Source organism: Streptomyces sp. NPDC093221, from assembly GCF_044753885.1.
Classification (GTDB): domain Bacteria; phylum Actinomycetota; class Actinomycetes; order Streptomycetales; family Streptomycetaceae; genus Actinacidiphila.
Genome location: NZ_JBIVOA010000001.1, coordinates 207,867 through 234,398, shown reverse-complemented (window position 1 = coordinate 234,398; position 26,532 = coordinate 207,867). Strand labels below are relative to the sequence as shown.

The 26,532-nt window shown below is 65.3% G+C and carries 21 protein-coding genes, 1 tRNA gene and 1 CRISPR repeat array; of the genes, 11 read left to right on the top strand and 11 right to left on the bottom strand.

Annotated elements, in window-relative coordinates:
* Nucleotides 1-22: 22 nt before the first annotated feature.
* The 3 genes from casB to ACIQCJ_RS01035 form a co-directional block, all read right to left on the bottom strand.
* Nucleotides 23-724 carry a type I-E CRISPR-associated protein Cse2/CasB gene (casB, locus tag ACIQCJ_RS01045; protein ID WP_355336566.1) on the bottom strand — a complete coding sequence of 234 codons (702 nt, stop codon included), beginning with the start codon at nucleotides 722-724 and terminating at the stop codon, nucleotides 23-25.
* A complete protein-coding gene (casA, locus tag ACIQCJ_RS01040) occupies nucleotides 724-5,418 on the bottom strand; it encodes a type I-E CRISPR-associated protein Cse1/CasA (protein ID WP_402710315.1) in 4,695 nt (1,564 codons plus the stop codon). The genes casB and casA overlap by 1 nt, the downstream gene beginning before the upstream one ends.
* Before the next feature lie 1,101 nt (nucleotides 5,419-6,519).
* Nucleotides 6,520-8,257: a CRISPR direct-repeat array (repeat unit 28 nt; unit sequence GGAACAGCCCCGCGCGGGCGGGGAGCAG).
* A 250-nt stretch (nucleotides 8,258-8,507) separates the two neighbouring features.
* Nucleotides 8,508-8,831 (bottom strand): hypothetical protein, encoded by a 324-nt coding sequence (locus tag ACIQCJ_RS01035; protein WP_402710314.1) that lies wholly within the window; start codon nucleotides 8,829-8,831, stop codon nucleotides 8,508-8,510.
* 371 nt (nucleotides 8,832-9,202) lie between these two features.
* On the opposite strand from ACIQCJ_RS01035, the gene ACIQCJ_RS01030 reads away from it, so the two are divergent.
* Complete coding sequence (locus ACIQCJ_RS01030; protein ID WP_402710313.1) at nucleotides 9,203-9,349, top strand: hypothetical protein; 147 nt, start codon at nucleotides 9,203-9,205, stop codon at nucleotides 9,347-9,349.
* Between the two features lie 163 nt (nucleotides 9,350-9,512).
* On the opposite strand, the gene ACIQCJ_RS01025 is transcribed toward ACIQCJ_RS01030, so the two are convergent.
* A tRNA-OTHER gene (locus ACIQCJ_RS01025) sits at nucleotides 9,513-9,599 on the bottom strand.
* Nucleotides 9,600-9,835: 236 nt separating this feature from the next.
* On the opposite strand from ACIQCJ_RS01025, the gene ACIQCJ_RS01020 reads away from it, so the two are divergent.
* Both ACIQCJ_RS01020 and ACIQCJ_RS01015 read left to right on the top strand, forming a co-directional pair.
* A complete protein-coding gene (locus ACIQCJ_RS01020; RefSeq protein WP_402710312.1) occupies nucleotides 9,836-11,059 on the top strand; it encodes an esterase/lipase family protein in 1,224 nt (407 codons plus the stop codon).
* A gap of 13 nt (nucleotides 11,060-11,072) precedes the next feature.
* A complete protein-coding gene (locus ACIQCJ_RS01015) occupies nucleotides 11,073-13,538 on the top strand; it encodes a hypothetical protein (protein ID WP_402710311.1) in 2,466 nt (821 codons plus the stop codon).
* An 87-nt stretch (nucleotides 13,539-13,625) separates the two neighbouring features.
* Here ACIQCJ_RS01015 and ACIQCJ_RS01010 read toward each other — a convergent pair whose 3' ends face one another.
* A complete protein-coding gene (locus ACIQCJ_RS01010; protein ID WP_402710310.1) occupies nucleotides 13,626-14,192 on the bottom strand; it encodes a hypothetical protein in 567 nt (188 codons plus the stop codon).
* 153 nt (nucleotides 14,193-14,345) lie between these two features.
* Here ACIQCJ_RS01010 and ACIQCJ_RS01005 point away from each other — a divergent pair, with 153 nt between their 5' ends.
* Entirely contained in the window at nucleotides 14,346-15,269 is a 924-nt protein-coding gene (locus ACIQCJ_RS01005) for an FkbM family methyltransferase (protein WP_402710309.1), read from the top strand.
* Between the two features lie 59 nt (nucleotides 15,270-15,328).
* Here ACIQCJ_RS01005 and ACIQCJ_RS01000 read toward each other — a convergent pair whose 3' ends face one another.
* From ACIQCJ_RS01000 to ACIQCJ_RS00985, 4 genes are all read right to left on the bottom strand, one after another.
* A complete protein-coding gene (locus ACIQCJ_RS01000; RefSeq protein WP_402710307.1) occupies nucleotides 15,329-15,814 on the bottom strand; it encodes a DUF6907 domain-containing protein in 486 nt (161 codons plus the stop codon).
* A gap of 13 nt (nucleotides 15,815-15,827) precedes the next feature.
* On the bottom strand, nucleotides 15,828-16,277 hold the full coding sequence (locus tag ACIQCJ_RS00995) for an ATP-binding protein (RefSeq protein ID WP_402710306.1): 450 nt from the start codon (nucleotides 16,275-16,277) through the stop codon (nucleotides 15,828-15,830).
* Nucleotides 16,274-16,993: a GntR family transcriptional regulator gene (locus tag ACIQCJ_RS00990; protein WP_402710305.1), complete on the bottom strand. Its 720-nt coding sequence runs from the start codon at nucleotides 16,991-16,993 to the stop codon at nucleotides 16,274-16,276. The genes ACIQCJ_RS00995 and ACIQCJ_RS00990 overlap by 4 nt, the downstream gene beginning before the upstream one ends.
* A gap of 295 nt (nucleotides 16,994-17,288) precedes the next feature.
* Nucleotides 17,289-17,564, bottom strand: a complete 276-nt coding sequence (locus tag ACIQCJ_RS00985; RefSeq protein ID WP_402710304.1) for a hypothetical protein — start codon at nucleotides 17,562-17,564, stop codon at nucleotides 17,289-17,291.
* A gap of 78 nt (nucleotides 17,565-17,642) precedes the next feature.
* On the opposite strand from ACIQCJ_RS00985, the gene ACIQCJ_RS00980 reads away from it, so the two are divergent.
* Nucleotides 17,643-18,398, top strand: coding sequence for a GntR family transcriptional regulator (locus ACIQCJ_RS00980; protein WP_402710303.1), 756 nt, complete (start codon nucleotides 17,643-17,645; stop codon nucleotides 18,396-18,398).
* Nucleotides 18,399-18,617: 219 nt separating this feature from the next.
* The gene (locus ACIQCJ_RS00975; RefSeq protein WP_402710302.1) at nucleotides 18,618-20,378 is read left to right on the top strand and encodes an ATP-dependent nuclease; all 1,761 of its coding nucleotides are present in this window, start codon (nucleotides 18,618-18,620) and stop codon (nucleotides 20,376-20,378) included.
* Nucleotides 20,379-20,413: 35 nt separating this feature from the next.
* Here the strand turns inward: ACIQCJ_RS00975 and ACIQCJ_RS00970 are convergent, their stop codons facing one another.
* Together ACIQCJ_RS00970 and ACIQCJ_RS00965 are read right to left on the bottom strand one after the other, a co-directional pair.
* On the bottom strand, nucleotides 20,414-21,175 hold the full coding sequence (locus ACIQCJ_RS00970; RefSeq protein WP_402710301.1) for a glycosyltransferase family 2 protein: 762 nt from the start codon (nucleotides 21,173-21,175) through the stop codon (nucleotides 20,414-20,416).
* Nucleotides 21,172-21,960: a GntR family transcriptional regulator gene (locus ACIQCJ_RS00965; protein WP_402710835.1), complete on the bottom strand. Its 789-nt coding sequence runs from the start codon at nucleotides 21,958-21,960 to the stop codon at nucleotides 21,172-21,174. The genes ACIQCJ_RS00970 and ACIQCJ_RS00965 overlap by 4 nt, the downstream gene beginning before the upstream one ends.
* Before the next feature lie 360 nt (nucleotides 21,961-22,320).
* On the opposite strand from ACIQCJ_RS00965, the gene ACIQCJ_RS00960 reads away from it, so the two are divergent.
* The 5 genes from ACIQCJ_RS00960 to ACIQCJ_RS00940 all read left to right on the top strand — a co-directional run bounded on the left by ACIQCJ_RS00960 (nucleotide 22,321) and on the right by ACIQCJ_RS00940 (nucleotide 26,508).
* Entirely contained in the window at nucleotides 22,321-22,608 is a 288-nt protein-coding gene (locus tag ACIQCJ_RS00960) for a hypothetical protein (protein ID WP_402710300.1), read from the top strand.
* Nucleotides 22,605-23,762: a hypothetical protein gene (locus ACIQCJ_RS00955; RefSeq protein WP_402710299.1), complete on the top strand. Its 1,158-nt coding sequence runs from the start codon at nucleotides 22,605-22,607 to the stop codon at nucleotides 23,760-23,762. The genes ACIQCJ_RS00960 and ACIQCJ_RS00955 overlap by 4 nt, the downstream gene beginning before the upstream one ends.
* A 96-nt stretch (nucleotides 23,763-23,858) precedes the next feature.
* Entirely contained in the window at nucleotides 23,859-25,931 is a 2,073-nt protein-coding gene (locus ACIQCJ_RS00950; protein WP_402710298.1) for a cell division protein FtsK, read from the top strand.
* Nucleotides 25,932-26,062: 131 nt separating this feature from the next.
* Nucleotides 26,063-26,314 (top strand): hypothetical protein, encoded by a 252-nt coding sequence (locus tag ACIQCJ_RS00945; protein ID WP_402710297.1) that lies wholly within the window; start codon nucleotides 26,063-26,065, stop codon nucleotides 26,312-26,314.
* Nucleotides 26,314-26,508, top strand: a complete 195-nt coding sequence (locus ACIQCJ_RS00940) for a hypothetical protein (RefSeq protein ID WP_391158933.1) — start codon at nucleotides 26,314-26,316, stop codon at nucleotides 26,506-26,508. Before ACIQCJ_RS00945 ends, ACIQCJ_RS00940 begins: the two co-directional genes overlap by 1 nt.
* Nucleotides 26,509-26,532 lie beyond the last annotated feature (24 nt).

Genomic DNA, 26,532 nt, shown 5'->3' with positions numbered 1-26,532 from the left:
GCGTTGCCCGGCGTGCGCGCTTTCAGTCCTTTGGCGTTCGGCGGCCGGGCACCACACCCGCCGCGTGGAAGTCCCGGCCCCATGTCCTGCGGACGTCGGCTTGGGCCGAGGGCCGCTGCCAGCGGTAGAGCTGATCGGCCAGGAGCGCGTAGTCGAGCGGAATGGAGTTCTTCCGAAGCAGCAGGACGATCTCCCGCAGGCGCTGGGCGAGGACATCGAGGGTGGTGGCGGTGCCGACCCGCACGAACCGTCGGCGGATCACCTCGTCGATCTCCGGTTCGGAAGGCACAGGGACCGGTGACGCCGGGGCCGGACCGCCCACTGTCCTGACGGCCGCGGGCACCATCAGCAGGCGCACGGACCGGCCGAGCCCGTAACCGGGGACGTGTGTGTCGGTGTCGCGGTGGGACTGCTGGTGCAGGGCCCACAAGGTGACGGCCATGTTCAGCGCCTCGTCCGCTCGCTCCTCGTCCGGCCGTTGTACGGTGCCGGTCGCGGATTCGGCGATGACGAGAGCGAGTTCCTCCGTGCCGGTCAGTCCCCAGAGGTCCTGTACGTCGTAGGCGGGACGGCCGACGCCGCGCCGCAGCCTGGCCACGGTCGCGACCGCGGCCGGCCGGTCGTTTCGGTAGCCGCCTTGGAGCCTGCGGATGCAGCGGTCGGTCGCTGTGCCAATGAGGTCGTATCCGCGGGCGCCGGACGGGTTGGGGACGGTTGTGGTCATCACGCGGGCTCCGTTGCTGCGTCTGCTGCGTCTTGTGTGCCGGCCGCGTAGTGAGCGACGAGCACTGTTTCCTCACCGGACTCCGCACCGCCCGAGCCGATCGCGGCGCCGGTGGGCGCGACGGACGGACTCGGCGCCAACGGCAGGACTTTCCTCAGGTTCACCAGGAACCACAGTTCGGCCTGTGCGTCATTCAGCCAGCGTCGGCCATTGCCGTCCGGCAGGTCCACGTACCGTCCCTCGGCCGCCGCCGGCCCCGCGTCGTTGAGGAGTTCTCGCCCCAGGGCGCGGATCGTCGTACCGACCGTCCGCTGCCACTGACCGCGGTACTCCTCAGGGTCGGAGATGTTCCGCAGGCCGCTGAGCCACGCCCGGTACGGGCTGTCCAGCGCGGCGAAGCCGAGGTCACGGGCTGTGGCCGTGGCCGGTCCCAGGTCGGAACCGGCTGCCTGGGCGAGGTTGCCCGCGAGGTGGCCCAGCGCCCTCACCGCGTCATCGGCGTCGGCGACGGCAGCGACTGCGACTTTCCCGTAGAGGGGTCGCTCCGCGTGAAGCGCGACGACCGGGAGCAGGATCTCGTCGTCCGTGATCTCGTCGATGACCGACTGCTGTGTGCCGTACTTGGCCCCGACGATCCGGGTGCGCAGCAGGCCGAGTCGCGGCAGATACTCCTCGTACGTGAGCCGGGCAAGCCACTGGACGACTCCGGGCGGCAGAGTGCGCTCTGCTCTCTGCCGCTGCTCGGCGCCTTCCCTCCCCCGGCCCTTGTCACCGAGAAGAGCGGCGAGACCGCGCCACGCCGCGCGGCTCGGGTCGTGCTGGCTCGGCATGAAGACTTGAGGCTCGCCCCACTTCTTCGCCTGAGTCGGACTGTCGCGCCAGGCGGTCATGGGTTCGCGCCGATGCCGGTTGCGCACGGCGAAGGGGTCGCCGTAGCAGAGGACGACACCCGTCACCTCGCCGTCGCCGTGGTGCAGACGGATGCGTCGGCTCTGCCAGGTGTAGAGGTCACGAGGGCCGGACGGGCGGGGGTCGTCGGGGTCCGCCGCGATCGGCTGCGGGCCGAGGGGAGGTCGGCGCCATACGGGCCTGTCGTCCGTGTGGACCTGGAGGAAGTCGTTGTCCGCAGAGATCAGATTGAGCAGCAGGGTTTCCTTGAGGGTGTCGCCTTCGGCGAAGACGCCGCCGAGGTTCCCGGCCCAACCGACGCCCAGAGCACCTGACGGGTAGCCCTTGCCGCCTTTCGCCCTCGGATCGTCAACGGCTCCCGACTTGATCCCAGACGTGTCGAAAGCGTGAGTGTGCACGAGCCAGCGCGCCGCCTCGGCGAATCCGAGCCGATCGGGACCGGGTTGACGCATGCTGAAGAAGGGATCGCCGTTGGGAACGTCGGCGACGATTCTGCTCAGTGGACCGATGTCGTTCTTCTCCGTGTGCAGACCGGCGACTTGGAGGAACGGCTGCTGAGGATGGAGCAGATCGAATCGGTCGCGATACCGGTCGAGATACTCCGGTACCGCGGTGAAGGGCTCGTCGGACTCCCACAGTTCACCCCAGTCCTCGATCTCTCGCGGGCCGTCCACGGCGTCGTGCAGGACGGCGAGCAGTAGTCGAATCAGGGCGAACTCCTGCGTCGGTACGTCGCCGACGATCCGCCGCAGCCCGGCAGCCTCTGCGAAGACGTCGCGCAGGGACATCTCGTCCGTCGTCCCGTCCAGTCGCTGCACGGGAATCCAGGGCCGGGACACCAGGTCGAATGAGGGCACTCCGTCTACCACCCTTACGTCGTGGGCACCTTCCGGCACCACGAGAAGCCCGTCGGACGGGCTGTAGCGGACCTCGGCACCGACCAGCCGGGCTCGGCGGTCCTCGTCGAGGACCAGGAACAACTCCCCTGCCAACCAAGGGCTTTCCTTCACCTGCCAGGCCGCAGGACAGAATTTCTCCAACTCGCGGATCGTCCGGTCGATCACCCAGGATTTGGAGAAGTGCCAGGGGAGGTTCAGCGCACTCGCGGCGGCGGCGCGGGCCGCTCTCCCCTGCGGTACGGCGTGCTCGGGCAGGTCGAGTCCGCCCCTTGCCTTGTCCAGCCACGGCAATGTGGTCAGCGTTCCGTCGCTTCGCCTCTGGATCACGAGGACTTCGAGCGTGTCGTCGGTGTCGCGTACCTGGGCGCGTCCTGCCGCGGTGTCGTCGGCGTCGCCGACTCCGGCGTCGATCCAGCCGATGATCGGTCGACCCGCGCGGCGTACGGGACCGAGCCGGAATGCCTCGGCCCGGTCGGACTTCTCGGCCAGGAGCGCGCGGTAGGCGACTCTGGCCTGCGCCATCTTTGCGGCCCAACTGTCCGGGCCGAGCGGATCATCGCCATACGCCGCCTGTACGAGTGGGCTGATGTCCTCGGGCAGACGTAAGGGGCGCCCTTCCACGTGCGGCCGGAGGACGGCAAGCGAGCGCAGCAGCAGGTGTTCTCCGTCGTAGACCTTGACCGAGCCGCGGGCGATCTCCGGCGGATCCTGTGCCCAGTCGGCTATGCCGGTGATCAGGCAGCGCGCGTCCCGGAGGCGAGGGGGGCGCGGTCGGTCGTGCCGGTGGAGCCGACCCATCCGCTGCAATATCAGGTCGACCGGGGCAAGGTCGGTGACCAAGAGATCGAAGTCGAGGTCGAGGGACTGCTCGACAACCTGGGTCGCCACGACGATGTGCGCGCCTTCGGGGCGTCTGCTCCTGGGGCCGAAGCGGTCGAGCAGCTCAACATCTTTGCGGGCCCGGTCGGCAGCGACGAAGCGCGAGTGGGCGACCGTGACCCGCTCCTCACCGAAGCGCTCCCGCAGCCGCCCCGCCGCTTCCTGCGCGCGGTCGACGGTGTTACGTACCACCAGTGCGCAACCGCCTTGGCTGAGTTCGTCCTCCAAGCGGTCGACCAGGATGGTCACGTCGTCGTCGAGCGGCTGAACATGGACGTCGGTGCGGCGGCCGGACGCGGCGGGAGGCTGCCGGACCACGGTGGGGCCGCCGGGCGAGACGGCGGTCAGCAGTGGATACGTCCCGGCGGACGCTGCGGCGGACGTGTCGCCGGACCGGTCGGCCTCGGACACAGGGTGACCTGCGTACGCTTCGGCGAGCGCCCGGCGGCGACCGGCGGGCAGGGTCGCCGACAGCAGCACGACCGGAACCCGGTATGCGGCCAGCCATTCCAGCACACGTTCCAGGTACGTGCTCATGTAGGCGTCATAGGCGTGGACTTCGTCGATCACGACGACCTTGCCCGCCAATGCGAGGTGGCGCAGGGCCAAGTGGCGACTCTTCAACGAGCCGAACAACACCTGGTCGATCGTCCCCACCGCGAAGGACGCGAGCAGCCCCTTCTTCCGTCCACGTAGCCACTGGTGGGCCTGGAGTCCGGAAGGACGACGTCGTTGCCGGGCGTTGGGGCCGTCGAACTCGTCCCCGCCGTCGAGATCGACCGCCGCGACCGTGCGGGCACTGCGGCTGGCGAGGCCCGCCCAGGTGTCGTTGAGCGCGGACTTGGCATGGGCGAGAAAGACGGACTGCGGCCCGTCGGACGGCAGTCGGCCGATCCAGTCGATCAACCGGGCGAACATCGCGTCGCCGGTCGCCCGCGTGGGCAATGCGATCATGCAACCGCCCGCCCCGGTGCGCGCGGCCAAAATTTCTGCCGCCGCGAGAGCCGCCTCCGTCTTGCCCTCACCCATGGGTGCTTCGATGATCAACAGGCCGTGCGGGTCCATTTCCCGCGCGATGCCGACCGCCTGTTCCTGCACGGGGCGGACGGACGCGCCCTGCGGTAGGTCGAAGCGCGCGGCGAACAAGTCGGCTGCTGTACCCGCCGGTTCGTCCGGCTCCCAGGGGCCGGGAAGGTCGAGGCCCAGCCAGGCCGCCTCCAACCGTTCCGACTGCGACCGCCGCGTCCCCTCCGCCGTGATGTACGGAAACAGGTCTGCCGAACTGGCGATCCAGTCCGCGAGAATCACGATCGCGGTCAGCGTGACCTGGACCGGCTGGGAGAGCTTCACCGACTTCCACGCGCTGAAGTCGTCCGCACGGATGCCCGCCACCTCCGCGCAGGCGGCCATCAGCTCGAACTGCACGGCCTTCCAGCGCGATTCGTTCTTCCCCCGCGTACGTATCAGCTCAGGATGCAGCGCGAGATCGTGAATGCGCTGGTGCCCTGGCGGCACACCATGGTGGCCGCCGATCACCACGGCGAACTGTCCGCTGACCCGGTTGGACCACCCGTGCCTCTCATTGAGCCACTCACTCAACAAGAGCTGACCGGCCAGCCCGTGGGGGCCCAACTTGCGGTCCTCCCTGAGCCGTTCGAACGACGGCATGTCGAGACCGTGGTCCCGCATGACCTGCGCGAGCGGATCGACCTGGCACGCGAAGGCCGGCGTGGCCTTCCCGATGTCATGCACCCCGGCCAGCCACCCCACCAACCGCCGCCCGTCCTCCACCCCTCCGGGCAGCGCCTCCCCCACCAGCGCCTTCACATTCCCCGGCAGCCACGCATCCCACAACCGGCAGGCCACAGCCCCGCTGTCCGCCATGTGCCGCCACAACGGCAGCCACCCATCGGTGTCCCGATCATGCTTCCCCCACGCGCTCCGCGCCGCGACAGAGAGGGAGAAGGCAGACCTCAGGAGTGATATTCGAGGCTGAGCCATCGGCATATTCGACACCGTCGATCCCCGTCCGACAACACCATTGCGCAAGTTGACCAATAGTGATCACCGGTGCCAACGATTCTTCACCCACGGCTGTCCGATGGTAGATGTTTGATCGAACCCGTCACTTGCCGTGTGTGCGGTGAGTCGAAGCTACTCACCGCACACACAAGGTGTCCTTAGAACCGCACCGGCGACCAGGATGATCGGTATGCTCGCGGCATTACCAGGATGACCTGGATCACGAACACGAACACGAACACGAGCACCGCGACGCGAAGCCACGCCCCGACGGGCAGGGAGGCACCGCCTCCCGTAACCACCAGTGTTACAAGACCACTTGGCACATCCACCGGCTGGACAGTGCGGGGCGGCCTGCTTTGTCGACGGTTTGCTAACCTGCGGTTCTTCCTTTCTGCAGGTGCTACTTCAGGGGGAAGGACATGACCGGGCTCGTGCCTCCGCTGGAACGGATCGCACACATGGGCCCGGTCATTTTTTTGACGAAGAGCATGCTCTCCTGGAGCACGCCTCTCGCTCTCGCCTCGCCAACGGTGTTGTGCTGACGGGTCGTTGGAGGCGTAGCAGCAATGACGAGCCGCACGCGCACACCGCACGCACATGAAGGTGGCACTCACTGCCTTTTACACAGGGAGGTCCGCCTTGTTCTACCTGTACCTGGTTAATTGACCTCAGCGAACCCTGATTGCTCGGCATAGATCTACTGAAACCGCGTGCCGCCTGCACGCCTCCCAGGGCACGGATCCCGGCACGGACCCAGGTAGGGGCCAACGCCGAGGGTCTAACCAACAGGGACGCGAGTCTTGACCCGACCTCCTGTCGCACGCTGCCGGTGCGCGAGATGCAGACCTACGGAGCAACCCTCATAAGACCGACGCCGAGTAGAGCGTCGACAGGCTGAGGCGCCGCCCAGTTGCCGCCATCAAGTCCGACAAGCCAAGTTTGCGCCACACAGCGGAAGTTCTCGATGCAGACCGACCCGGCTGAATAACCCCACGTGTGTGGGGAGCACTACAAGAGGTTCGCCGTGATCGCCTGCACCTGGGGTTCAGCCCCGCGCGCGGGGAGCACACGTCCAACGTAAGCGGGAACAGCCCCGCGCGGGCGGGGAGCAGGAACGGGTGCGCTCCGCGACGGTGTTGGACGTGGGAACAGCCCCGCGCGGGCGGGGAGCTGCCTTCGGTGGCCGGGCCGCACGGCCCGGCGGGGGGAACAGCCCCGCGCGGGCGGGGAGCAGTACGCCTACCCCCAGGGGTCCGGTGACCGCCAGGGAACAGCCCCGCGCGGGCGGGGAGCAGTGCATGGGTTTCCATGCGGACGCCCTCTACGAGGGAACAGCCCCGCGCGGGCGGGGAGCAGTCGACGTGAAGGGCAACGCCATCGAGCGGATCGGGAACAGCCCCGCGCGGGCGGGGAGCAGCTGTGGACGTACCCGAGGCGGCCCGGCCAGTCGGGAACAGCCCCGCGCGGGCGGGGAGCAGCTGCCACCCGGGTCCGTGTGCCTCGCCGATCGGGGAACAGCCCCGCGCGGGCGGGGAGCAGTACGCCTATCCGCAGGGCTCCGGAAGCACGCAGGGAACAGCCCCGCGCGGGCGGGGAGCAGGCGACCTGGCGCGGGCTACGGCTGGACCGCAGGGGAACAGCCCCGCGCGGGCGGGGAGCAGGCGACCTGGCGCGGCATCCAGGTCGGCGCCCTGGGAACAGCCCCGCGCGGGCGGGGAGCAGCGAGCAGGCCCAGATCCTCGCCGTCCAGATGGGGGAACAGCCCCGCGCGGGCGGGGAGCAGTTGCCCACGCCGACCTCGCGCTTCTTCTTCCCGGGAACAGCCCCGCGCGGGCGGGGAGCAGGCCGCCGGACAGCTCAGCATCGCACTGTCGGAGGGAACAGCCCCGCGCGGGCGGGGAGCAGGTGCTGGGCTCGGACGCGGAGGTACCCAAGGAGGGAACAGCCCCGCGCGGGCGGGGAGCAGGCCGCCGGACAGCTCAGCATCGCACTGTCGGAGGGAACAGCCCCGCGCGGGCGGGGAGCAGCTTACAAGCGAACTGATCACCGCCGCTGTCGAGGGAACAGCCCCGCGCGGGCGGGGAGCAGCCGGCCGGGCTCGATGTAGGGCGCGGGCACGAGGGAACAGCCCCGCGCGGGCGGGGAGCAGCGGAGTCGCCGGACGTGTCCAGAATGAAGTTGGGGAACAGCCCCGCGCGGGCGGGGAGCAGCCCGGCGGCTTGACCGTGGACATGCGCGTCCCGGGAACAGCCCCGCGCGGGCGGGGAGCAGCCCGAGACCGGACTCACCTCCAGCAGCAAGGAGGGAACAGCCCCGCGCGGGCGGGGAGCAGCGTGCCGATCTGCGACGACTGCCACATCGCCCGGGGAACAGCCCCGCGCGGGCGGGGAGCAGTCCACCGCACTGCCCGCCATGGCTAACTCCCGGGGAACAGCCCCGCGCGGGCGGGGAGAAGCCGTCGACGCGCTGGATGATGCGGTAGGTGGTCGGAACAGCCCCGCGCGGGCGGGGAGCAGAAGGCGAGCCCCTTGTGACTCATGCCGTGCCCGGGAACAGCCCCGCGCGGGCGGGGAGCAGAAGGCGAGCCCCTTGTGACTCATGCCGTGCCCGGGAACAGCCCCGCGCGGGCGGGGAGCAGCCCAACGGGCCTGATGCCTACTCGCCTGCGGAGGGAACAGCCCCGCGCGGGCGGGGAGCAGATGAACTGCGGGTCGCGGGCCATCAGGTAGATGGGAACAGCCCCGCGCGGGCGGGGAGCAGCGTAGACATGGCCGCGCCCCGCCTCCACGGGGGGGAACAGCCCCGCGCGGGCGGGGAGCAGAGTGAATGACCTGGGGCTTTATTCGGTTCGACGGCCAATTTTACTCACCTGCCGAGATTCGGACATATATTCCTTATTGCAATAATCCGCCAACACTCAGGCACTTCGCCACCAGGCCAAGACTTGCCCGCTCTTCGGCACAGCAACGTGCATGCGGGGAGCGAGCCCCACGACATCCTTAGCATCCATTGGCCACCCAGGGACCATGGACGGCCGAGAGGACGCAAGGAAGGAGAGCCCCGCATCGCCCTCAGGTGCCGGCGTTGTTGTCGCGGCGGGCCGGGGGGAGGAGGAGATCACGGGCGGGGTGGGCTTCGCCGGTGACATTGCCCGAGACTCCGAGGTCCACGCGGGCGGCCTCGTGGAACGCGTTGATGGCGCGGAAGGTGGCGCGGTTGCGGTCGCGCCAGGCTTCCAGGGTGTCCGGGGTCTTGCCGGTGGCCTGCCAGTCGACGGCGAGGGCAGCGGCGTTGAGGTCGTGGGCGGCCTCAACGACGTCGTCACCGCCGAGGAGCATGATGCGTTCGAAGGCGCGGCCCCGGGAACGGGAAGCGGCGGCCACGTCGGCGAGCATCTCGAAGCGTTCTTCGGCTGCCTCTACTACGCCTCGACACGACCCTCCGAAGCCGCAGCACTCGGCGAAACAGGGTGCCTCCTCCCCGACGAGGAGGACGAGGATGCCTGGGGCGAACTCGTCCTCTCCGAGTCACGGCCCGAAGTCGGATCGGGCTGGACCGACGACGGGCAGCCGTACGAGAAGCGCGGACTCAAGCGCCGTGCACGCAAGGCGACCAGATCGGTGCCGTCCGCCGGTCCTCGTCCGCATGTTCCGCGAGCACATCAGGACGTACGGCACCGCTCCGGACGGCCAGCTCTTCCGCGCTGTCGGCGGCGGGCGCGTACGTCCCACCGAGTACACCGAGATGGCAGGCGGCTCGGGGAAAGGTGGCGGGCGTCGACCCGGTGGAGGCCGCACGGCGGGCCGGGCACAGCGTCGCCGTGCTCTTCCGCTTCTACGCGAAGATCCTTCGCGGCGTGCAGGACCGGGCCAACGAGCTGATCAGCCAAGCACTCGCTGACCAGACGGGATAGCGGAGCGTAGTCCGCAGAAGGGGTCGCGAAACCTGACCACAGGTTGACCACACGCACTGGTCATCGGTGGGATTCGGTGGCACACGAGCGGGACGCACAACAGGTGGGGCGGGATCTCGATGTGATCGAGACCCCGCCCCACCTGCATGTTCACTACCTACCGCGGAGGCTGTGGGATTTGAACCCACGGTGACATCGCTGCCACGACGGTTTTCAAGACCGCTCACAGCTAGGAGGTCGTGCCGCCTCCTAGCTGGGGAAACACCAGCTATTGGCATGCACGCGGAACCCATGGCCCGTCCATGGCCCGTTAGACACCGATTGGAGCAACAATGCCCCAAGGTTGGAAATCTAGGCGTAGATCACCGCACAGCTACACCTTACTGCATCTGGTTGGTATGCTGAACAACCCGGACATCGTGGACTTTGCCACGTGGCGGCACTCGTCACCCGCTCGCCGTTCTGCCTGTAAACCAGGAGCGCAAGGTGGATAAACCGAGCCTAGCCATAATTTTTGTGCACGGGCTGTTCTCAGGAGAGGAAACATGGTCCCCCCTCCGAAAGCTTATCGGCTCCAACTCCGATTTTGCCGACGTCGTAGTGGATACATATAATTATCCATCCCCGAAGTTTAAAATCAACCCCCTGCACAGAATTCCAAATATCAATGACATCGCAGAAGGGCTGAGGACCTTCCTTGAGGAAAAGTTCGCTGATTACGATGCCGTGATTATCGTGAGTCACAGCCAGGGTGGGCTCGTAGTACAGAGATACCTACAGCGCACACTCAACGCGGGGCGCGGAAAAAAGCTTGCGAATATTAAGTACATCATCATGTTCGCTTGCCCAAACTCCGGGTCCGAACTATTCCTTTTGGCTCGAAGGTGGATTCTATTCTTCTTTCGTCATTCTCAGGCAAAAGAACTTGGAGTTCTTAGCGAAGCAGTCGCAGAAGCACAAAACAAGGTTGTGCACAATGTCGTTAGAGCCACTACGCATAGCGACACCGAGTGGCACATTCCGATCTCCGCATATTTCGGCTCAACAGATAATATCGTGCGGCCAGTTTCGGCTGTAGGTTTGTTCCAAGACACGGGTTCGCTGCCTGGTGACCATTCGACAATTATTCAACCATCGAGTTCTGATGACCTGGTTCTCTTGACGCTTAGAAGAAAGGTACTGAAAGTCAAAGAGCGGCTCGCAGAGCACGCGAGCGGCACCGGTGACGATCTAGCGGAAAGCGCCAGCACTAATACCGCTGAAAGTGAAAGCGAAAAGCAGCACTGGGCTTTCACCTGGGCATCCGAGAAGAAAAGCGAAAATGTTGCCAACGACGTCCTTCGCGCAGTGCAAACCGCGAGGATGATTCATAGTATCGAAGGGATTCTGAGTCTGTCTGTAAGCGAAGAGCCTGGTTCTCTCAGTACGCAATCAGGAGCCTCAATCGCACAGGCAGTCGAGCAATCTCGAATTGTCGTTATCATCGCAGACGACCTAGACGGCTCCCTTGACTGTCTGAAGCTCCTTGAGGCCGCAAAAAAGGCAAGAAGAAAGATTTTCGTTATTTCTAACGGAGAGCTGACCGAACGTAGTAAACTTGCGGTTCTTGATATTGAAAATTCGCTTGTAGAGACAACTATACTGAACCAGACCGAACTTCATGACGAACTCTTGCGAATCTTGACAAAATCAATTAGTGAAACTAAATAGGAAAGTGCTAACAATGGCGGAGGCGAAAATGTACTACTGGACACTTGCGGTGCTGAGCCCTGATGAGATGGTACTGGCCAAAAACCAAGAAACAGATCTTCGCCCCGACTACTCTCTCGCGCTAGCCGTGCTCGGAAGGTTTCGGGAATACGAAAATCAACGCCGTAACGATATGCCTGAATTGTTCCCAGCGGAAGAAAATGAGAAACCCACTGTATCAAGTGAGTGGGAACTGGTCCGATCTGTGTCTATGTCTATGGTCCACCCGCATGAGGCAGATGGATTGGACTGCCTTACCTCACTAATCGAAAATTATCTCATTTCCTCCGAGATGCGTGCGGTCGCTGCGCTTGTAGCTAGTGTCAGCCTCGCGGATAGCGACCGTTTCGATGATGCGGTCTCTCTGTGTCGTGCAACACTCGAACGCGACGATGAATTGCCGCTACTTACCCAGGCTGCTCTGCACGCCCAAATTGGTTTGCGAACCGCTGAGCTTGGCGACTACGTCGCTTCCGCGCACGCCTACGAGCGGGCAGTTGAGATCTCCTCCGCATCCCTTCCCCTATACGAAATCGAAGACTCATCACTTGAAGTCAAAGAATTTCTCACGGGTGTCGTCGAATCACTTAGATCTAGGTTTTTGAACGCATTCCCTCAAATTGCAGCGGCGATGGCTGCGGCGAGTATGGGTCAGGTCTCAAGAAGCTCAACTTCGAATCGGTCACCACGAACAGCGACTTACTCGCTTGATGCTCCCTTGGCCGGCGCAGTGGCTCCTTTGCTCAAAGAACAATTCGAGGAGAAAGTGAGAGATAGAGGACAGATCTCATCTTCTCGGACTCTCTTCTTTGATGATGCAATCGCCCGCGTATTGCACGCAAACTGGCTGCGCAGCCAGCTGCTGGCAAATTGGTTCGAGGCCCGTAATTCTCATGGAATCCTGGGTCGCGAACGAGTGATGAGGCAAGTTGATCCCCAGTACAGGGGATGGGTTCTGAGGGACGGCCTTAACTTGCTTCGCCGGAGTGGCGACTCAGACTCCTACGAACAATCACTCAGACTCCTTCGCGAAGAGGGTCCGCTGCAAATTCTTGCTGACGAGCTACAAGAGTCAATCCGTCGTGCTCCTAGGCACGTCACAAAAGAAGACCTAATTGTATTTAAAATCGCCGCTCCGCTAATAACGCCCCATAATGCTGATGTAATTTGCCGAACACTTCTATCATCGGCGAATTCGGGGCAGCAGTTCGTTCCTGGCGGATGGCACTCGATGCGCGAGGCAACGTGGGACGCAATTTCGGCCCTAGCAGCTTCCGCATCGGACACAGATTACTTGTCTGGTCGAATTCGTAGTCTGTATAAAGATGCCAATGCGGTAGTTCTTCAGAATATGCTCCCTGCGGTGGGCAATATGAGCTGGCGTCTAGTCAGCGAATCCGAGAAGGCTACCTGGGCTAGCGAACTCCTAGGCGATGTCTCCGACGAACACGAAGATCTGAGAGACACCATTCTCTTCGAACTGGCGCTACAAGGCCATCTGCCCTCCCTACACTTCTTCCGGGAAACAGATACGAACTCCAGCTCATTGAATAGATCGGCACTGATTCTTGAGCTCGCAGAGAAAGGTTTCCCGGACGTAGTGGTGGGGAAGGAACAGAGCATCTCCTCACGGAGTAGTATCGCGATTCGCGACACTATCGATAAGGCGCGTAAAGGTGCCTACTCCTTCGGAGGGGTAAACCCGGGAGTCATCGGCTCTGCGCTTTCCCTTCTTGCGCCACATGCCGACAACTGGGAAGCTGTATGCGAGCTGCTAAGAAACCCTGCCACGGCGTCACACCAAAAGGACCCGGTACTTGACTACCTGGCGCGGAATATTGATCGGATTCCTGCTGAGGTAAGAGACCGCCTAACGTCCGAACCTGAACTACTCTCGTCTACTCAGCGCTTTTTCATGGAGAGTACTACTTCTAGTGAAAAGCCCTCGGGTGCCCGTCTTCGTTTCTTGTGTATCGCGACGAGCATCAGTGCAAGCGACGCCATGAGAGATTTCTTGTCATTGTTTAGCAGTTCAGAAACCCCTCTGCGTATCGAGGGTGTCCGGTCAGCCCCCGCCGTATCGATGGTTGTGGGGAACGAGCTGGTGCTTGGCTCCCTGCTTGGCGTGCCATCCTCCGCACACGTACGGATCCGCTCAGCGGTTGCAGAATCCCTCGTGTACTTCGCTGATCAAAACACGAGCGTTGGAAAACACGCTGTCAAGGCACTCGGGGAAGGACTAGAAATGGATGGCACTGCAATCCCTTATGGTGTTTTGCGCGGTCTCAATATTCATGGACTTCCCCGATCGATCTCCGCTCAGCAAGAGCTTCGGGCCTATCTCTTTCGAGCTAGTAAGCAGAGTTTTCTTCCCTCGGTCCGAAGGGAAGCTGCGAGAATGCTTAAGGATTTCTCCTGGAATCTCCCTTCCGAAGAATAGGGAGATTTTGGCTAGGGGACAGGAGTGAGGCGTTTGCAGTTGCAGTACACGTTTCGACCCGAACCATTTAATGATGATGGCTACACTTCAATATCCAGTCGTGCCGTCACGCTGAGTTGGCGGCAACAGGAGGTCGCGGTCCGGGTGGGTGTCGCCCGTGAGGGTGCCGCTGACGCCGAGGTCTTCGCGGGCCACCTCGTGGAAAGCGTTGATGGCGCGAAAGACGGCGCGGTTGCGGTCGCGCCAGGTGGGGAGGGTGTCGGGGGTTTTGCCGGTGGCTTGCCAGTCGACGGCGAGGGCGGCGGCGTTGAGGTTGTGGGCAGCTTCTACGACGGCGTCGCCGGCGAGGAGCATGATGCGCTCGAAGGCACGGCCGCGGAGGTGGGCGGCCTCGGTGAGCTGGGCGCGGAGCGCGGACTCGGGTTCGTCGCTGCGGCGGATGTCCTCGGTGTGCTCGTACAGCTCGACGGCGAGGAAGACGCCGGCGCGGACGCGGTCGACGTAGCCCTCGTAGGCGTCGAGCTTCTTGTCGTCCCAGCGGGTGAGGAGTTCGCGGCGGATGCGCTGGCGCTCGGTCCAGTAGTTGGTGACGTACGTGGTGAAGGCGCCGAGCAGGACGGCCGCGATGGTCAAAAGTTGCTCGGAAGTGCTCACGCCGTCCTCGCCCTCCCCCATGAGTCATGAAGACGTCTTGAGGATTTTAGGGGCGTGCCGGAGGCTTGGGGGCGTGCTTCGGGTTTCTGGCTCGAAGGCGGCGACGGGCCGCGGTGCTACCGTGCGCGTGGCGACCTGCGGAGAGGCGATCGGATGAGCAACCCCACTTCAGAGGCCCTGGTCACGCTCGGCCGCTGGTACGTCCGCAATGCCCCGGGCACTGTCGGGAAGGCGCCGCTGGCCGGTCGCTACCTGAATCCGCGGCTACGCGACGAGCCGCGCCGACGCGTCACCGACACCGCGACCGGGGCTCGCTTCGCCGTGGATACGCAGGACCTCATTCAGCGGTACCTGTACCTCTTCGGGGTGTGGGAGCCGCGGATGACGCAGTGGCTCCAGCGGCGGCTACGGCCTGGCGACACGTACGTGGACGTCGGCGCGAACGTCGGCTACTTCAGCGTCCTCGCCGCGCAGCTCGTCGGCCCTGAGGGGCGGGTCGTGGCGATCGAGGCGTCGCAGGCGTTCAACCAACGGCTTGAGCAGAACGCCCGACTCAACGGCCTCACCAACATCCGCGCCGTCCACACCGCCGTCTCCGACAAGCAGCAGACCCTCACCTTCATTCTGGCCAGCTCCGCCAACATGGGCGCGAACAGCATCGTTCCGTGGGACGGCCCGACCGAGTCGACGTTCGACATCGAGGCGTTCCCGCTGCCCGACGTCCTGGAGGAGGACGAGATCGCGACAGCGCGCGTCATCAAGGTCGATGTCGAGGGTGCGGAGGGCAGCGTCGTACGGGGTATGGCGCCACTGCTCGAACAGCTGCGGCCAGACGCCGAGGTGACGGTCGAGGTAACTCCGGATCGTATGGAGCAACTCGGCGACTCGGTCGAGGAGTTGCTCGACACGATGCAGAGCGCCGGCTTCCACGTCTACCGGCTGGCCAATGAGTACGCGGCGGCGACGTACCCCTCCGCGCTGCGCGGCCCGGCGGCCGTGCCCGTGCGGCTGCGGGGCCCGGTGACCGACGAGAGTGACCTCATCTTTTCGCGCATGGACGCCGAGACGCTGCCGTAGTCGCAACGAGGCCCGACACTCCGAAAGTTGGAGCGCCGGGCCTCGTCTACGTACGCGGGTCATGTCCGTTGCTGGGTGAGCCAGTCTTCCCGAGCCGCAACGAGCTGCGGCCGTATCTCGTCGTCCAACAAGGTTGCCTGTGCTCGTAACTGGGCGGCGACCTCGGCGAGGGCAGTCGGGGTAAGGCCGTGCAGCCAGTAGTCGCCGACGATCCGGATGTTGGCGACTGGCAGTCGCGGCAGCGGGCCGCCGACGTACGGGGTGGCGTCGATGCTCGTCCGGAAGACCTCGGAATCCTCGGTCTCCACGCCGTGCTGAGCAACGGCCATGCGCTGGCCGGAGAAGCCCGTCCAGTGGTTCATGTCGGCGATGAGCGTGGTCAGTTCGTCCAGGAGGACGCCCGTCTCACTCGGGTCGGCCTCGGCCCACGCAGGCAGGTAGCCCGAGACGGTGCAACCGCAGGTGGTCGTGATGGTCCACGTACGGTCCCGCCGTACGGGCTCGTCGGCTTCGGACGTACGCGGCTCCGTCGTACTGCTGCTCATGGCAGGGCTCCCCTCACTCACCGAGGTCCGGCCTCTGGCCGGAGGTGTCAACGGTGACGAGCGCCCAGACGAGCTTGCCGACGCCCTCGCGCTTGCTCGCCCCCCAGCGTTGCTCGGTGATCGCGTCGACCAGCATCAGCCCGCGCCCGGCCTCCGCCTCCTCGTCCGCCTTCTGCAATTCCGGCCACTGGTCGTTGGCATCGTGCACCTCGATCCGCACACCGCCGTCAGCGCGCTCGTACCGGGTCTCGATCTCGCGCCCGAGGGGGTGACGGGCGTGGCGTACGGCGTTGGTGACGAGTTCGGAGAGGACGAGTTCCGCCGGGTCCGTCAGCTCGGCAAGGCCCCACGCGGTCAGTACGTCGCGCAGATCGCGGCGCGCGCGGCCGACGCACCTTCGGTTGTTGGGCCATCGGCGTACCGAGATCGGCGTCGCGCTCTCGGGGTTCGGCAGTGCGTTCATCGCGCTTCGGCTTTCTTCTCGGTCGTCTCGGTCGCCGTGCCGATCGGGGTGACGAAGGCGGCCTCCGTGCGATCGCCGGGCAGTACGACGTGGGCGTACGCGACGACCTCACCGTCGTCGGTGGTGAAGGTCCGCTCCACGGCGAGGACGGGCACGCGGAGGGAGATGCGCAACGACTGTGCTTCCGCCGCGGTGGGGAACCGGGCGGTGACCAGGTCGGTGCTGTACGCCGCGGGCGCCGCGTCGCCGGCCGCGAGGACCAGGTCGTCGCCCCAAGGGGATTCGCTGGTCGCGTCGCTGGTGTACGGGGTGCCGTTCGGTACGTAGAGGTGCGCGATGCTCTGCGGGGTGTCGTCGCGGTGGCTCACGCACACGTACTCCGTGACCGGAGTGTCGAGCGGTACGCCGAGGCGGGAGGCGAGGTCGACGCCGGCCGTGGTGATGCCTGAACTGACGTTCATGTGCAGCCCGTTGCCGACGCCGCCCGGGTAGACGAGGCGCTCGACCGGGCGGCGTACGAAGTTGCCTCGGCCCTGGAACTTCTCGACCAGGCCCTCGGCACGGAGCAGTTCGAGGGCTTCGCGGAGTGTCGGCGTGCTCACGCGGTAGCGGGCGGCGAGTTGGGTCTCCGGCGGGAGGCGCTCACCGATCGCGAGGGCGCCCGAGGCGATGAGGCGACGAAGATCGTCGGCTACTTGCTGATGGCGGGCGGTCATGTGGCGGCGAGCACCTCCTCGGCCGGCTCGCTCCCCCCGAGCCGGGCCAGCTCGGCCGGATTCAGGACGTACGTGCGGATGAGCGGAAGGTCGTCGGCGAGCCAGAAGTACGCAGGCTGTGCGGGCTGATGGCTTCGTAAGGTCGGCGTCGTACGCCTCGGCTGCGGGAGTAGTACGGGCGGACCCTGGCGTCCCGTCGCGCGAGTGGGGCGCCGCGCTATCCACGTGGCGGCGCGGCGAAAGTGGTTGAACACGCTGGTCAGCTCCTATGGCTGATGGTGGTGCCCGTGCGGCGTCAGGTGTCGTCACCTTCGCCGTCGCCGGGCGGTGCGGGCGGGTGCTTCCGTACGGCGGCCCATAAGGACCGGCCGCGTACACCGCTGTCGGCGAAGCCGAACCAGTCCGCCTCGGCAAGCAGGGCGAGCAGCTCGCCCCACGCTTCGGCGGGAAAGGTGGTCGGCATTGCCGCTTCGATGCGCGTGTGGTCCCGGTACTGCTTGATGACCGGGGTGAGTCCTACGGCGGCGAGGCCCGCGCGGATGCCTTCGATGCGGGCTTCGGGTTCGGGCACGACTCATCTCCGTCACCTCGGAAACACTCTCAGTGAAGTTAGTTAACTAGATTAGAGCTAGTGGACTAGATTGTCCACATGCCTGAGCAGCCGCCGTATCTCCGCATCGCCGACGTGCTCCGCGAGCGCATCGACAGCCAGGAATGGACGCCCGGCGACCGCCTCCCCTCCCGCGGCGAGCTGTCCGCGCAATACGGCGTCGGCGACAACGTCATTCGCCGCGCTCAGGAACTGCTCATCTCCCGCGGTATCCTCGAAGGCCGCGCCGGCTCAGGGACGTACGTCGCCGAGCCGCGCGAGCGGGTGCGGATCGTCCGCGCCACGTACCGCGAGCAGGCCGGTGGCTCGCCCTTCCGCTCCGACATGGCCGCGCTGGGCAAGCGGGGGACGTGGGAGAGCCGCACCGAGGCCAAGATGCCGGTGCCCGCGGACATCGCAGCCCGACTCGGCATCGCCGAGGGGGACTTGGGCGTTCGCACCGCCTACGAATTCCTGGCCGACAACAAGCCGGTCCAGCTCTCGACCAGTTGGGAGCCGTACGCCCTCACGGCGGGCACCCTGGTCGTCCTCCCAGAAGGCGGCCCGCACGCGGGCGCGGGCGTCGTCAGCCGCATGGCCGAGATCGGGATCACGGTCAGCCACGCGGTAGAGAGGCCCGAGCCCCGGGTCGCCACGACGGAGGAGGCCACCCTCCTCGGCATCCAACGCGGCTCCCTGGTCACGCACATCCAGCGGACGTACTACAGCGACGAGGGCCAACCGGTGGAGACTGCCGACATTGTCGTACCCGCATCGCTCTGCGAGATCGTCTACGAGGTTCCCGTAGGCCCATAAAGCTCTCGCGCAACTTCTATACCATCCATCATCGCGACGCGTCTGTCATCCCATCAACAGGAACACAACGCCTGTCAAGCGAGTGACTTCATCGACTGAAGAGCTCAACACAGTCGCTCAAGACGTATCTCTACCCAATCCACTGGCACGAGTTGCCATAGACGCGTAGAGTCACCCTCTTCGCAGGGAACCAACAACGTCACAGGCGAGAGCAGCACTATGGGAATCGCATTCGGTGTATCACGTCTTCTCTTGACGGATGGCACCACATTCAACCCGCCCATGAACGGTATGACAGTTTTCATTGGGCCAAACAATAGCGGTAAGTCCGTCCTCCTTAGTGAGCTTGTAACGCAAGTTAGTGTTCCAGGTTCGGTCGATCCAAAACGTTGGATTCAATCCCTCGATACTACAGCAGATGGAAGCGTCGAAGATTTCTTCGAGTGGCTGCACAACACGGGAATCACCCCCCGCCCCGACCCACATACTCACGAGGATATGTACCCTGGACCCTCATCGAGCGACAATAATAGGATAACCAAGCAAGCCGTCGGCCAGGCATGGTCATCGCGATACGTGCAAAGCATTCAACACCTCCTCGTTTCGTACCAGAAAACAGAAGATCGCCTATACGATAGAACGTCCTCGCAGACGTGGAACCTGGATTATCCACCTTCCCATCCAAGTCAATTTCTGTGGGACTCCCGCAGCGAGCAAGAGAAGTTTTCACAGCTAGTAGTGACAGCGTTTGGGACACCGATATCTATCGATAGATACAGCCAAGGAATCTACCTACGCGTCGGCGAAACAGGCATGGAAGATGAAATACCACCGCCATCAGCTGAACTGCGAGCTGCGTACTCGTCCCTTCCAACAGTCGCCGAGCAAGGTGATGGATTCAGAAGCTTCGTTAATATCCTGCTTCACACGTTGGCACAGCCGACGCCTCTTGTGGTGATCGACGAGCCAGAGGCATTTCTTCATCCACCGCAAGCACGCCTGCTCGGAAGGTTTCTGGCTGAGCGCACGCCGTCATCCTGCCAGGTGATCGTGGCGACCCACAGTTCTGACTTCCTAGCCGGTGTGACTGAAGCATCTGCGGGCAAAGAACTCTCCCTCGTGCGTATCTCCCGTCCGGGAGGTGATCCACTTTCACGAGTACTGAACTCTGAAGAAGTGTCAGAGATCATCAAGACGCCACTGTTGCGCTACTCGAATATCATTTCTGGCCTTTTTCACGACGGGGTCGTACTTTGCGAGGCGGAGGGGGACTGCCAATTCTATGCCGCAACCTTTGATATCGTTAAAGGTGATTCACCGCACGATAACTTCACTTTTCTTCACGTCAACGGGAAAGCCCGCCTAGCCGATGCTGCCAAGAAATTGCGCCAGTGCGGCATACCCGTTGCTGTCATTTACGATATCGACGTGCTCAACGACAAACACATCGTCCAAGGTGCAGTCTCATCACTAGGCGGGAAGTACGGTGAGTTCGAAAAGGATCTGGACCTACTCCATCAAGAGACAGCGACAGCAGTCACAGTCCTAACCGCTCGGCAGGTTAGAGACCGCATAGCGGAAATCGTCGGTCAGCCGCAAGGTCGGCAAGTGCTCACTGGTCAGCAGAGTCAAGAAATCGCAGATCTACTGAAGGCAGCGAACGGCTGGAAACAACTGAAGAAGTCTGGCCTCGGTGCATTGAGTGGTACGCAATCATACTCCGCAACTCAGCGGATGATTCGATCACTATCGACGCTAGGAATCTTCGTGGTTCCAACCGGAGAACTTGAGTGCTGGATCCCCGAGATCCCATCTGGAAACAAGAGGAAATGGCTTACTAATGTCTTCGAAGAGGGACTTCATCGGAGTCCAAGTAGTGAACTCAGAGATTTCACGATCCGCGTAAGAGAATATCTTCTAGCGACTGCCGCGGGTGCCGTCTTGGAAACCACTGAGACTACTGAGGCAGCTAATCAGTGAAAGAGTCCGAGAATATTCATTCAACGATGAAATCTTCAAAACCCATACCCATACAAGGTATTTAGAGCTAGCGCCCGCTCTTCGATCACCGCCATGCGGGCGGCACGTTCGGTGTCGTCGGTGTGGGTGGATTGGGCCGTGGCTTGGCCGGGCCACTTGCGGTACAAGAGGCCGTATTCGCGGGTGAAGTGGCCGGGGCTGACCGTGTTGAGGGCCAGGAGGAGGCCGGTGTCTTCGGAGGCGGGGAGGGCCATCCAGCCGCCCAGGGCGAGGAGCAGGTCGCGGCGGACGAAGAGCGTTGCGGGGTGGACCTGGGCGCGGAAGTTGTGGGCTTTCCAGTGGGTGACGACGGCGCCGCGGGGGATGGGGCCGTCGGCGGGGTCCTGGTCGAAGCCGGCGGTGGTGCCGTCGGGGAGGAGGTCCAGGACGCGGGAGGTGGTCCAGCCGAGGGTGGGGTCGGCTTCGAGGAGGGCCAGGTCGCGGGCGAGGGCGCCCGGGGTCAACTGGTCGTCGGCGTCGAGGACTTTGACGTAGGGGCCGGAGGAGTGGGCGAGGGCCATGGTGCGGGCGACGCCCGGACCGCCGGGGCGGCCCTGGTGGAAGGTGATGCGGGGGTCGTCAGGGATGTGGGGGGATACGTCGTCGGACTGGCCGTCCTCCTGGATGATCCAGTGCCAGTCCCAGCCGTCGGGGAGTTCCTGGGCGACCAGGGACTTGTACGCGTCCGCGAGGTAGGGGGCCGCGGGGGCGTGGACGGCCGTGATGACGTCGATGCGGCGGTCCGCCACGGCGGTCACCACCTTTCCAGAGGGGTGACGAAGGACATGACGGTGCGGTCGCCCGGCAGCCGGATGACGGAGTGCTCCACCACGCGGCCGTCGGTGTCGTACGAAGTCTTGCCGACGACGATCAGCGAGGTGCCCGGGGGCAGGCCCAGTTCCTCGGCCTCTTCGGCGGACGGCGGCCGGGCGAGGACGCGTTCTTCGATGCGGTCCAACTCGATGCCGATCGAGTGGAGTTGGCTCTGCGTGCCGCCGGGCCAGGGCTCGTTGGTGGCGTCCAGGAGATCGGGGTTCGCGGCGACGACGTCGCGTACGAGGTAGGAGTCGACCAGGCTGAAGGGGAACGCCTCGGCCTCGTAGCGGGTGCGGTAGGTGCGTTCGAGCATGGCCGTGCCGGTGGGCACGCCGAAGATCTCCGCCAACTCCTCGCCCGCGTCGACCACTTCGTAGGACGCGCGGAATACCAGGTCGTTCACTTCGAGACCGGTGTCGTGCTCCGTGGCGCCGGTCTTCCTGCGCTGCTGCTCGGGCTCGCGGGCGCGGGACTTCTCCCACTGGTGGCGGGTGTTGGACCGCTTCACCTGCGTGCGGGGCCGGCGGACGAAGTTGCCGCGGCCGTGCTGCTTCTCGATCAGGCCCTCGGCCTGGAGGAGTCCGAGCGCTTGGCGCAGGGTCGGGAGGCTCTTCCCGTACCGCTCCACGAGGGTCGTCTCCGCCGGGAGACGGTCGCCGGGGGCGAGGTCACCTGCGCGGATGCGGTCGCGCAGGTCGTCAGCGATGCGTTCGTACGCCTTGGCCATGCGGGTCACCGTCCTGATCGTGAGGGCGGCTCCAGCATACAAGTCCTCAAGAGGTCTTGACGAGTGAGGGATAGGTGCCCCATAGTCATCACTACTCCTCAAGAGGACTTGAAGACAAGTTCTCTTGAGGAGGAGCGCGGACAGCACCCGGAGGACCCCTGTCAGGAGTCCGAAGGCAGCGCCTGCCCTTTGAGAACTCCATAGAGCGCCTGAGCGAACGAGTGCTTTTGATCCCGGCACGGCTGCTGTGAGCTGCGGTGCCGGAGGTCATGACCACTCGTCCCGTGAGCTGACGGCACAAGCCGTCGCCCCAGCGCGGACACCGCCGTCGGCTCTCCCACCCCCAACTTCAGGAGAGCCATGTGTACGTACGGAGGTCGGTGTGAAGTCCTCTGCGACGACCGCGAGTTACCGGATGATCCGGAATTCCTTCGGGAGCTGTTCCTCGGTGTCCCGGGTGAATCCGATGACGAACGTGCCGCTCGGCACGCGGCGGCCCGCGACGTACTCGCCGAGCTGCTGGAAGAGGGCGCCTCCGACGCGCTCGCCAGGGAGGACGCGGTCTGTGCGCTGTGGCTCGGTGGCGTCGCGCTGCTGAGGAGCAGTCGCCTGGCCGGTCGGCCGACGTGGTTCGGGGAGGCGGCGTGATCGCGTCGCCGGCCATGCTGGTGAGCGGCGGGCTCGTCGTCGCCGGCCTCGTCGTATGGCGAGCTGTTCGGCATCTGCGGCGCGGCACGCCCGCCATCCGGGTCGCCGCCCTCGCGGCTATCGGCTGCACCGCGTACAGCGCTGATACTTCGTGGCGGTTCGCAGCCGACTATCTCGACATGGCCGGCGCGGTCGAGCGCGCGGCGATGTTCAGTGCCGCCGAACTCGCGCTGTTCGCCACCGCGTTGATGGCGCGGCAGAACCTCAACGGGCCGAACGCGGCGCCCGGCGTCCCAGGCGTCCTGGTGTGGGCGATCACCGGAGTGCAGATCATCCCGGCGTATGCCGAATCCGGGCCGGTCGGCGGGACCGTACGGGCCTTCGTCGGACCGGTCATGGCTGCGATGCTCTGGCACCTCGCCATGGGGATCGAGCTGCGGCATCGCAAGCCCGAGGCATCCTCCAACGGCTTCGGGGCTTTGGTGGCACGGGAGTTGCGCGAGCGGCTTCTCTCCCGGCTCGGTATCGCCGAGCGGCACCGGGACGCCGCGCAGATTACACGCGACCGGGCCACCGTACGGGCGGTCGCGCTCGCGTCCCGCCTCGCTGAGATGAGTCCGACTCGGCGGGACGAGCGGCGGGGGCGGCGTATAGCTCGCCGGCTGTCCGTCGCGGTAGCCCGCGCCTCGGTTGGCAGCGACCGCGAACAGCGGCGCGTACTGCTCGACCAGCTCGCCGTGCGGCGGAACGCGGCTGCGTTGGCAACCGTTGAATTGGTGTCGCCGTGGGATGAACGTTCACCGGATCCCGCCGCGTCCGCTCTCGCCGCGCACACCCGGGACCAGATGGCTCGGGCCACCGCGAGCATCCGCCGATACCCGCGCACGCTGTTCACCGATCTTCCGCCGGTGGACAGCGCGGACGGTGGCGGCCGATCACCTGAACGCGCCGCTCCCGCCAAGCTCGGCACCGCCGACGCCATGGCGGCGATCGAGCGCGGGTGGGCCGACGGTCTCAGCGTCCGCGAGACGGCGCGGCGGGCGACGCGCGCGCCGAGCTACGTACACGGCGTGTTCGTACGGCTCGACGCAGAACGCGGGCGGCGTTCACCGAACGCTCCGGCCGGTTCCGCATCACCTACGGCGAAGTCTTGACGGCTCGCCGGCCTCCCTCAACACCGGGGCCTAGCCGCTGCTTTGGCGGGTAGGGCCGGGCCCCGGCATCCCTTCCCAGCAGGAAAGGAATCGCCAGTGAATCACGACAAGCAGGACCCGGGAGGGGCGCCGTTAGCGTCCGCCCCGGTGGTCACGGTCGACGCGCCGCGCGGTCCGAGCGGACCGGGGCTGGTCGATCGCGTACGGGGCGCCAAGCGACGGCCGGTTGTGCCGGCGTGGGCGCGGTCGCGCCGGGAGTTCGAGGCTGCGGGCAAGGGCGTTGCCGCGTACGCCGGGCACGTAAGCGCGTATCACGCGGTACGAACGCCCTGGTATGCATGGCGACTTACGCTCCGGGCACCGCGCGGAGTTTCCCGCTTCGTCGGTGGCTCGCTGCGGTGGCTGGTCGACGCCGAGGGCGAGCCGTTGCGGCAAGCAGCCGCCACCCGCGGTGACATCGAGGAGTACCTGAAGCTCTCGCGGCAGCGTGACCGGCGAGTGCGGTGGCGTGCGGTTGTCGGCATCGTCGTCTCGGTCGTCGGGCCGGTCGTCGCCCTCGGGTCGTACGTCCTGGCGCCGGGCTGGCTGGTCGCGATATCAGGTGTGGTGGCCACCGCGGCTCTGGGACGGCTCGGCCAACCGGCAGATGATCCGGTTATCCACAGGGCTGTGGAGATTCCCAAGGCCACGAAGCTGACGAGTGACATCGTGCTGCGGGCCCTCGGAGCGCTCGGCATCCCCGCGATCAACCAGGCTCAGGCCAAGGGCGGTCCCGGTTTCGCCTTCACCGCGCCCATCACCCGCGACGGCCCCGGCTGGCTCGCCGAGGGCGACCTCCCGTACGGCGTCACCGTCACGGACGTGATCGACCGCCGCGAACGGCTGGCGTCCGGACTGCGGCGTCCGCTCGGCTGCGTATGGCCGGAGGCGGTGCCGGACGAGCACACCGGGCGGTTGCGGCTGTGGGTCGGCGATCAGGACATGTCGCAGACGAGGCAACCGAAGTGGCCGCTCCTGGACGTCAAACCGCTCGACCTCTTCAAAGCGCAGCCGTTCGCTACCGATCAGCGCGGGCGGTGGGTGCTGACGTCGTTGATGTACGTCTCCGGGATCGTCGGCGCCGTGCCCAGGATGGGCAAGACCTTCCTACTACGGCTCTTGCTCCTGATCGCGTGCATGGACCTGCGCGCGGAGATCCACGCGTACGACCTCAAGGGGACGGGCGACCTGTCGACGGTCGGCCGCGTCGCCCACCGCTACCGGGCGGGCGAGGAGGACGAGGACATCGCCTACGCCCTCGCCGATCTCCGCGAGCTGCGCGCCGAGTTGAGGCGACGGGCGAAGGTCCTTCGCGAACTGCCCAAGGATCTCTGTCCCGAGTCCAAGGTCACGTCCACGCTGGCGGACATGAGGAAGCTCGGCCTGCACCCCATCCTCATCGGCGTGGACGAGTGCCAGAAGTGGTTCGAACACCCCACGTATGGCGCTGAGTTCGAGGAGCACTGCACCGACCTCGTCAAGCGCGGCCCCGCACTCGGGATGACGTTGCTGCTCGCCACACAGCGGCCCGACTCCAAGTCACTGCCGACCGGCATCTCAGCGAATGCCACGCTGCGTTGGTGCCTGAAGGTCATGGGTCAGATCGAGAACGACATGGTCCTCGGCACTGGCTCGTACAAGCGCGGCATCCGCGCGAATCTGCTGGCCTGGGCCGACAAGGGCATCGCGTGGTTCGTCGGCGAGGGCTCGGACGCACGGATCGTGCGCTCCGTCTATCTCGACGCGCCCACGGCTGACGCGCTCGCGCTGCGCCTGTACGAGCTGCGCAAGGCAGCGGGTCGCCTCACCGGGCACGCCCTCGGCGAGGAACCCGAGGGCGGAGCTTCCCCCTCGTACGACCTTCTCGCCGATCTGCTCACCGCCATCCCGGCCGGGACGTCAAAGACCTGGAGCGAGGACATCATCGCCCGCCTCGCCGAACTCCGGCCCGACGTCTACGGCGAGTGGAGCCCTGAGCAACTGGCCTCCGCCGTAAAGCCGTACGGCATCCGCACCGTGCAGGTGTGGGGCACGACGGAGGACGGCAAGGGCGCGAATCGGCGTGGGGTTCGGCGCGCCGACGTGCTCGCCGCCATAGCGCAGCGTGACGGCGACAGCGCCGCCGCTTAGCGACTCCGGCTAGCACCACACCCCGCTAGGTCTAGCACCCTCGCTAGCGCCCCAATGGTCCTCTGACCTGGCGTCTAGCCGCTAGCGACCCACTTCACGCATGCCCTGATTCCGCCCTGGAAGGGTTTCGCATGCCTTCGCTCGTCAGCGCTATAGCGCTCATCGTCATCGCGGGTCTCTGTTACGCCGCATTGTGCGCCGCGAGTCCGCTCGGCAGTTGCCGCAAGTGCCACGGCTTCGGCTTCAAGGTCAAGCAGAACCGGCGCGGCCGGATCGTGCGCGGCCGGGAGTGCCGACGCTGCCGTGGATACGGCCAACGGATCCGCGTGGGACGTCACCTCTACAACGTAGCCACCCGGCTGCACCGCGAGGGGGTCCGCTGATGGCCTTCAGCATTTCCGCCCTCGCGCTGTTCGGCGTCCTGCTGGCCCTGCTCATGCGCTACCGCGCGGTCGGCGCCGGGGCCGCCGCCGTCGCCCTGCTCTTCGGCTTCTACCTCGCACGCAGCAACGCCGCGCCCTCGATCGACCAGATCATGTCCGCGCTCAGGGACGCGATCCCCAGCTCCGGCAAGTAGCCGTCAAGTGTCCTCGTAAGGAGG

What these genes read in the sequence shown, in the direction of transcription:
- casA (WP_402710315.1), bottom strand. Translation starts at nt 5,418, where the DNA reads ATGCCGATGGCTCAGCCTCGAATATCACTCCTGAGGTCTGCCTTCTCC.
- ACIQCJ_RS00940 (WP_391158933.1), top strand. Translation starts at nt 26,314, where the DNA reads ATGGCCTTCAGCATTTCCGCCCTCGCGCTGTTCGGCGTCCTGCTGGCC.
- ACIQCJ_RS00960 (WP_402710300.1), top strand. Translation starts at nt 22,321, where the DNA reads ATGTGTACGTACGGAGGTCGGTGTGAAGTCCTCTGCGACGACCGCGAG.
- ACIQCJ_RS00980 (WP_402710303.1), top strand. Translation starts at nt 17,643, where the DNA reads ATGCCTGAGCAGCCGCCGTATCTCCGCATCGCCGACGTGCTCCGCGAG.
- ACIQCJ_RS01035 (WP_402710314.1), bottom strand. Translation starts at nt 8,831, where the DNA reads ATGCTCGCCGACGTGGCCGCCGCTTCCCGTTCCCGGGGCCGCGCCTTC.
- ACIQCJ_RS01005 (WP_402710309.1), top strand. Translation starts at nt 14,346, where the DNA reads ATGAGCAACCCCACTTCAGAGGCCCTGGTCACGCTCGGCCGCTGGTAC.
- ACIQCJ_RS00945 (WP_402710297.1), top strand. Translation starts at nt 26,063, where the DNA reads ATGCCTTCGCTCGTCAGCGCTATAGCGCTCATCGTCATCGCGGGTCTC.
- casB (WP_355336566.1), bottom strand. Translation starts at nt 724, where the DNA reads ATGACCACAACCGTCCCCAACCCGTCCGGCGCCCGCGGATACGACCTC.
- ACIQCJ_RS01015 (WP_402710311.1), top strand. Translation starts at nt 11,073, where the DNA reads ATGGCGGAGGCGAAAATGTACTACTGGACACTTGCGGTGCTGAGCCCT.
- ACIQCJ_RS00995 (WP_402710306.1), bottom strand. Translation starts at nt 16,277, where the DNA reads ATGAACGCACTGCCGAACCCCGAGAGCGCGACGCCGATCTCGGTACGC.
- ACIQCJ_RS01000 (WP_402710307.1), bottom strand. Translation starts at nt 15,814, where the DNA reads ATGAGCAGCAGTACGACGGAGCCGCGTACGTCCGAAGCCGACGAGCCC.
- ACIQCJ_RS00975 (WP_402710302.1), top strand. Translation starts at nt 18,618, where the DNA reads ATGGGAATCGCATTCGGTGTATCACGTCTTCTCTTGACGGATGGCACC.
- ACIQCJ_RS00965 (WP_402710835.1), bottom strand. Translation starts at nt 21,960, where the DNA reads ATGGCCAAGGCGTACGAACGCATCGCTGACGACCTGCGCGACCGCATC.
- ACIQCJ_RS00990 (WP_402710305.1), bottom strand. Translation starts at nt 16,993, where the DNA reads ATGACCGCCCGCCATCAGCAAGTAGCCGACGATCTTCGTCGCCTCATC.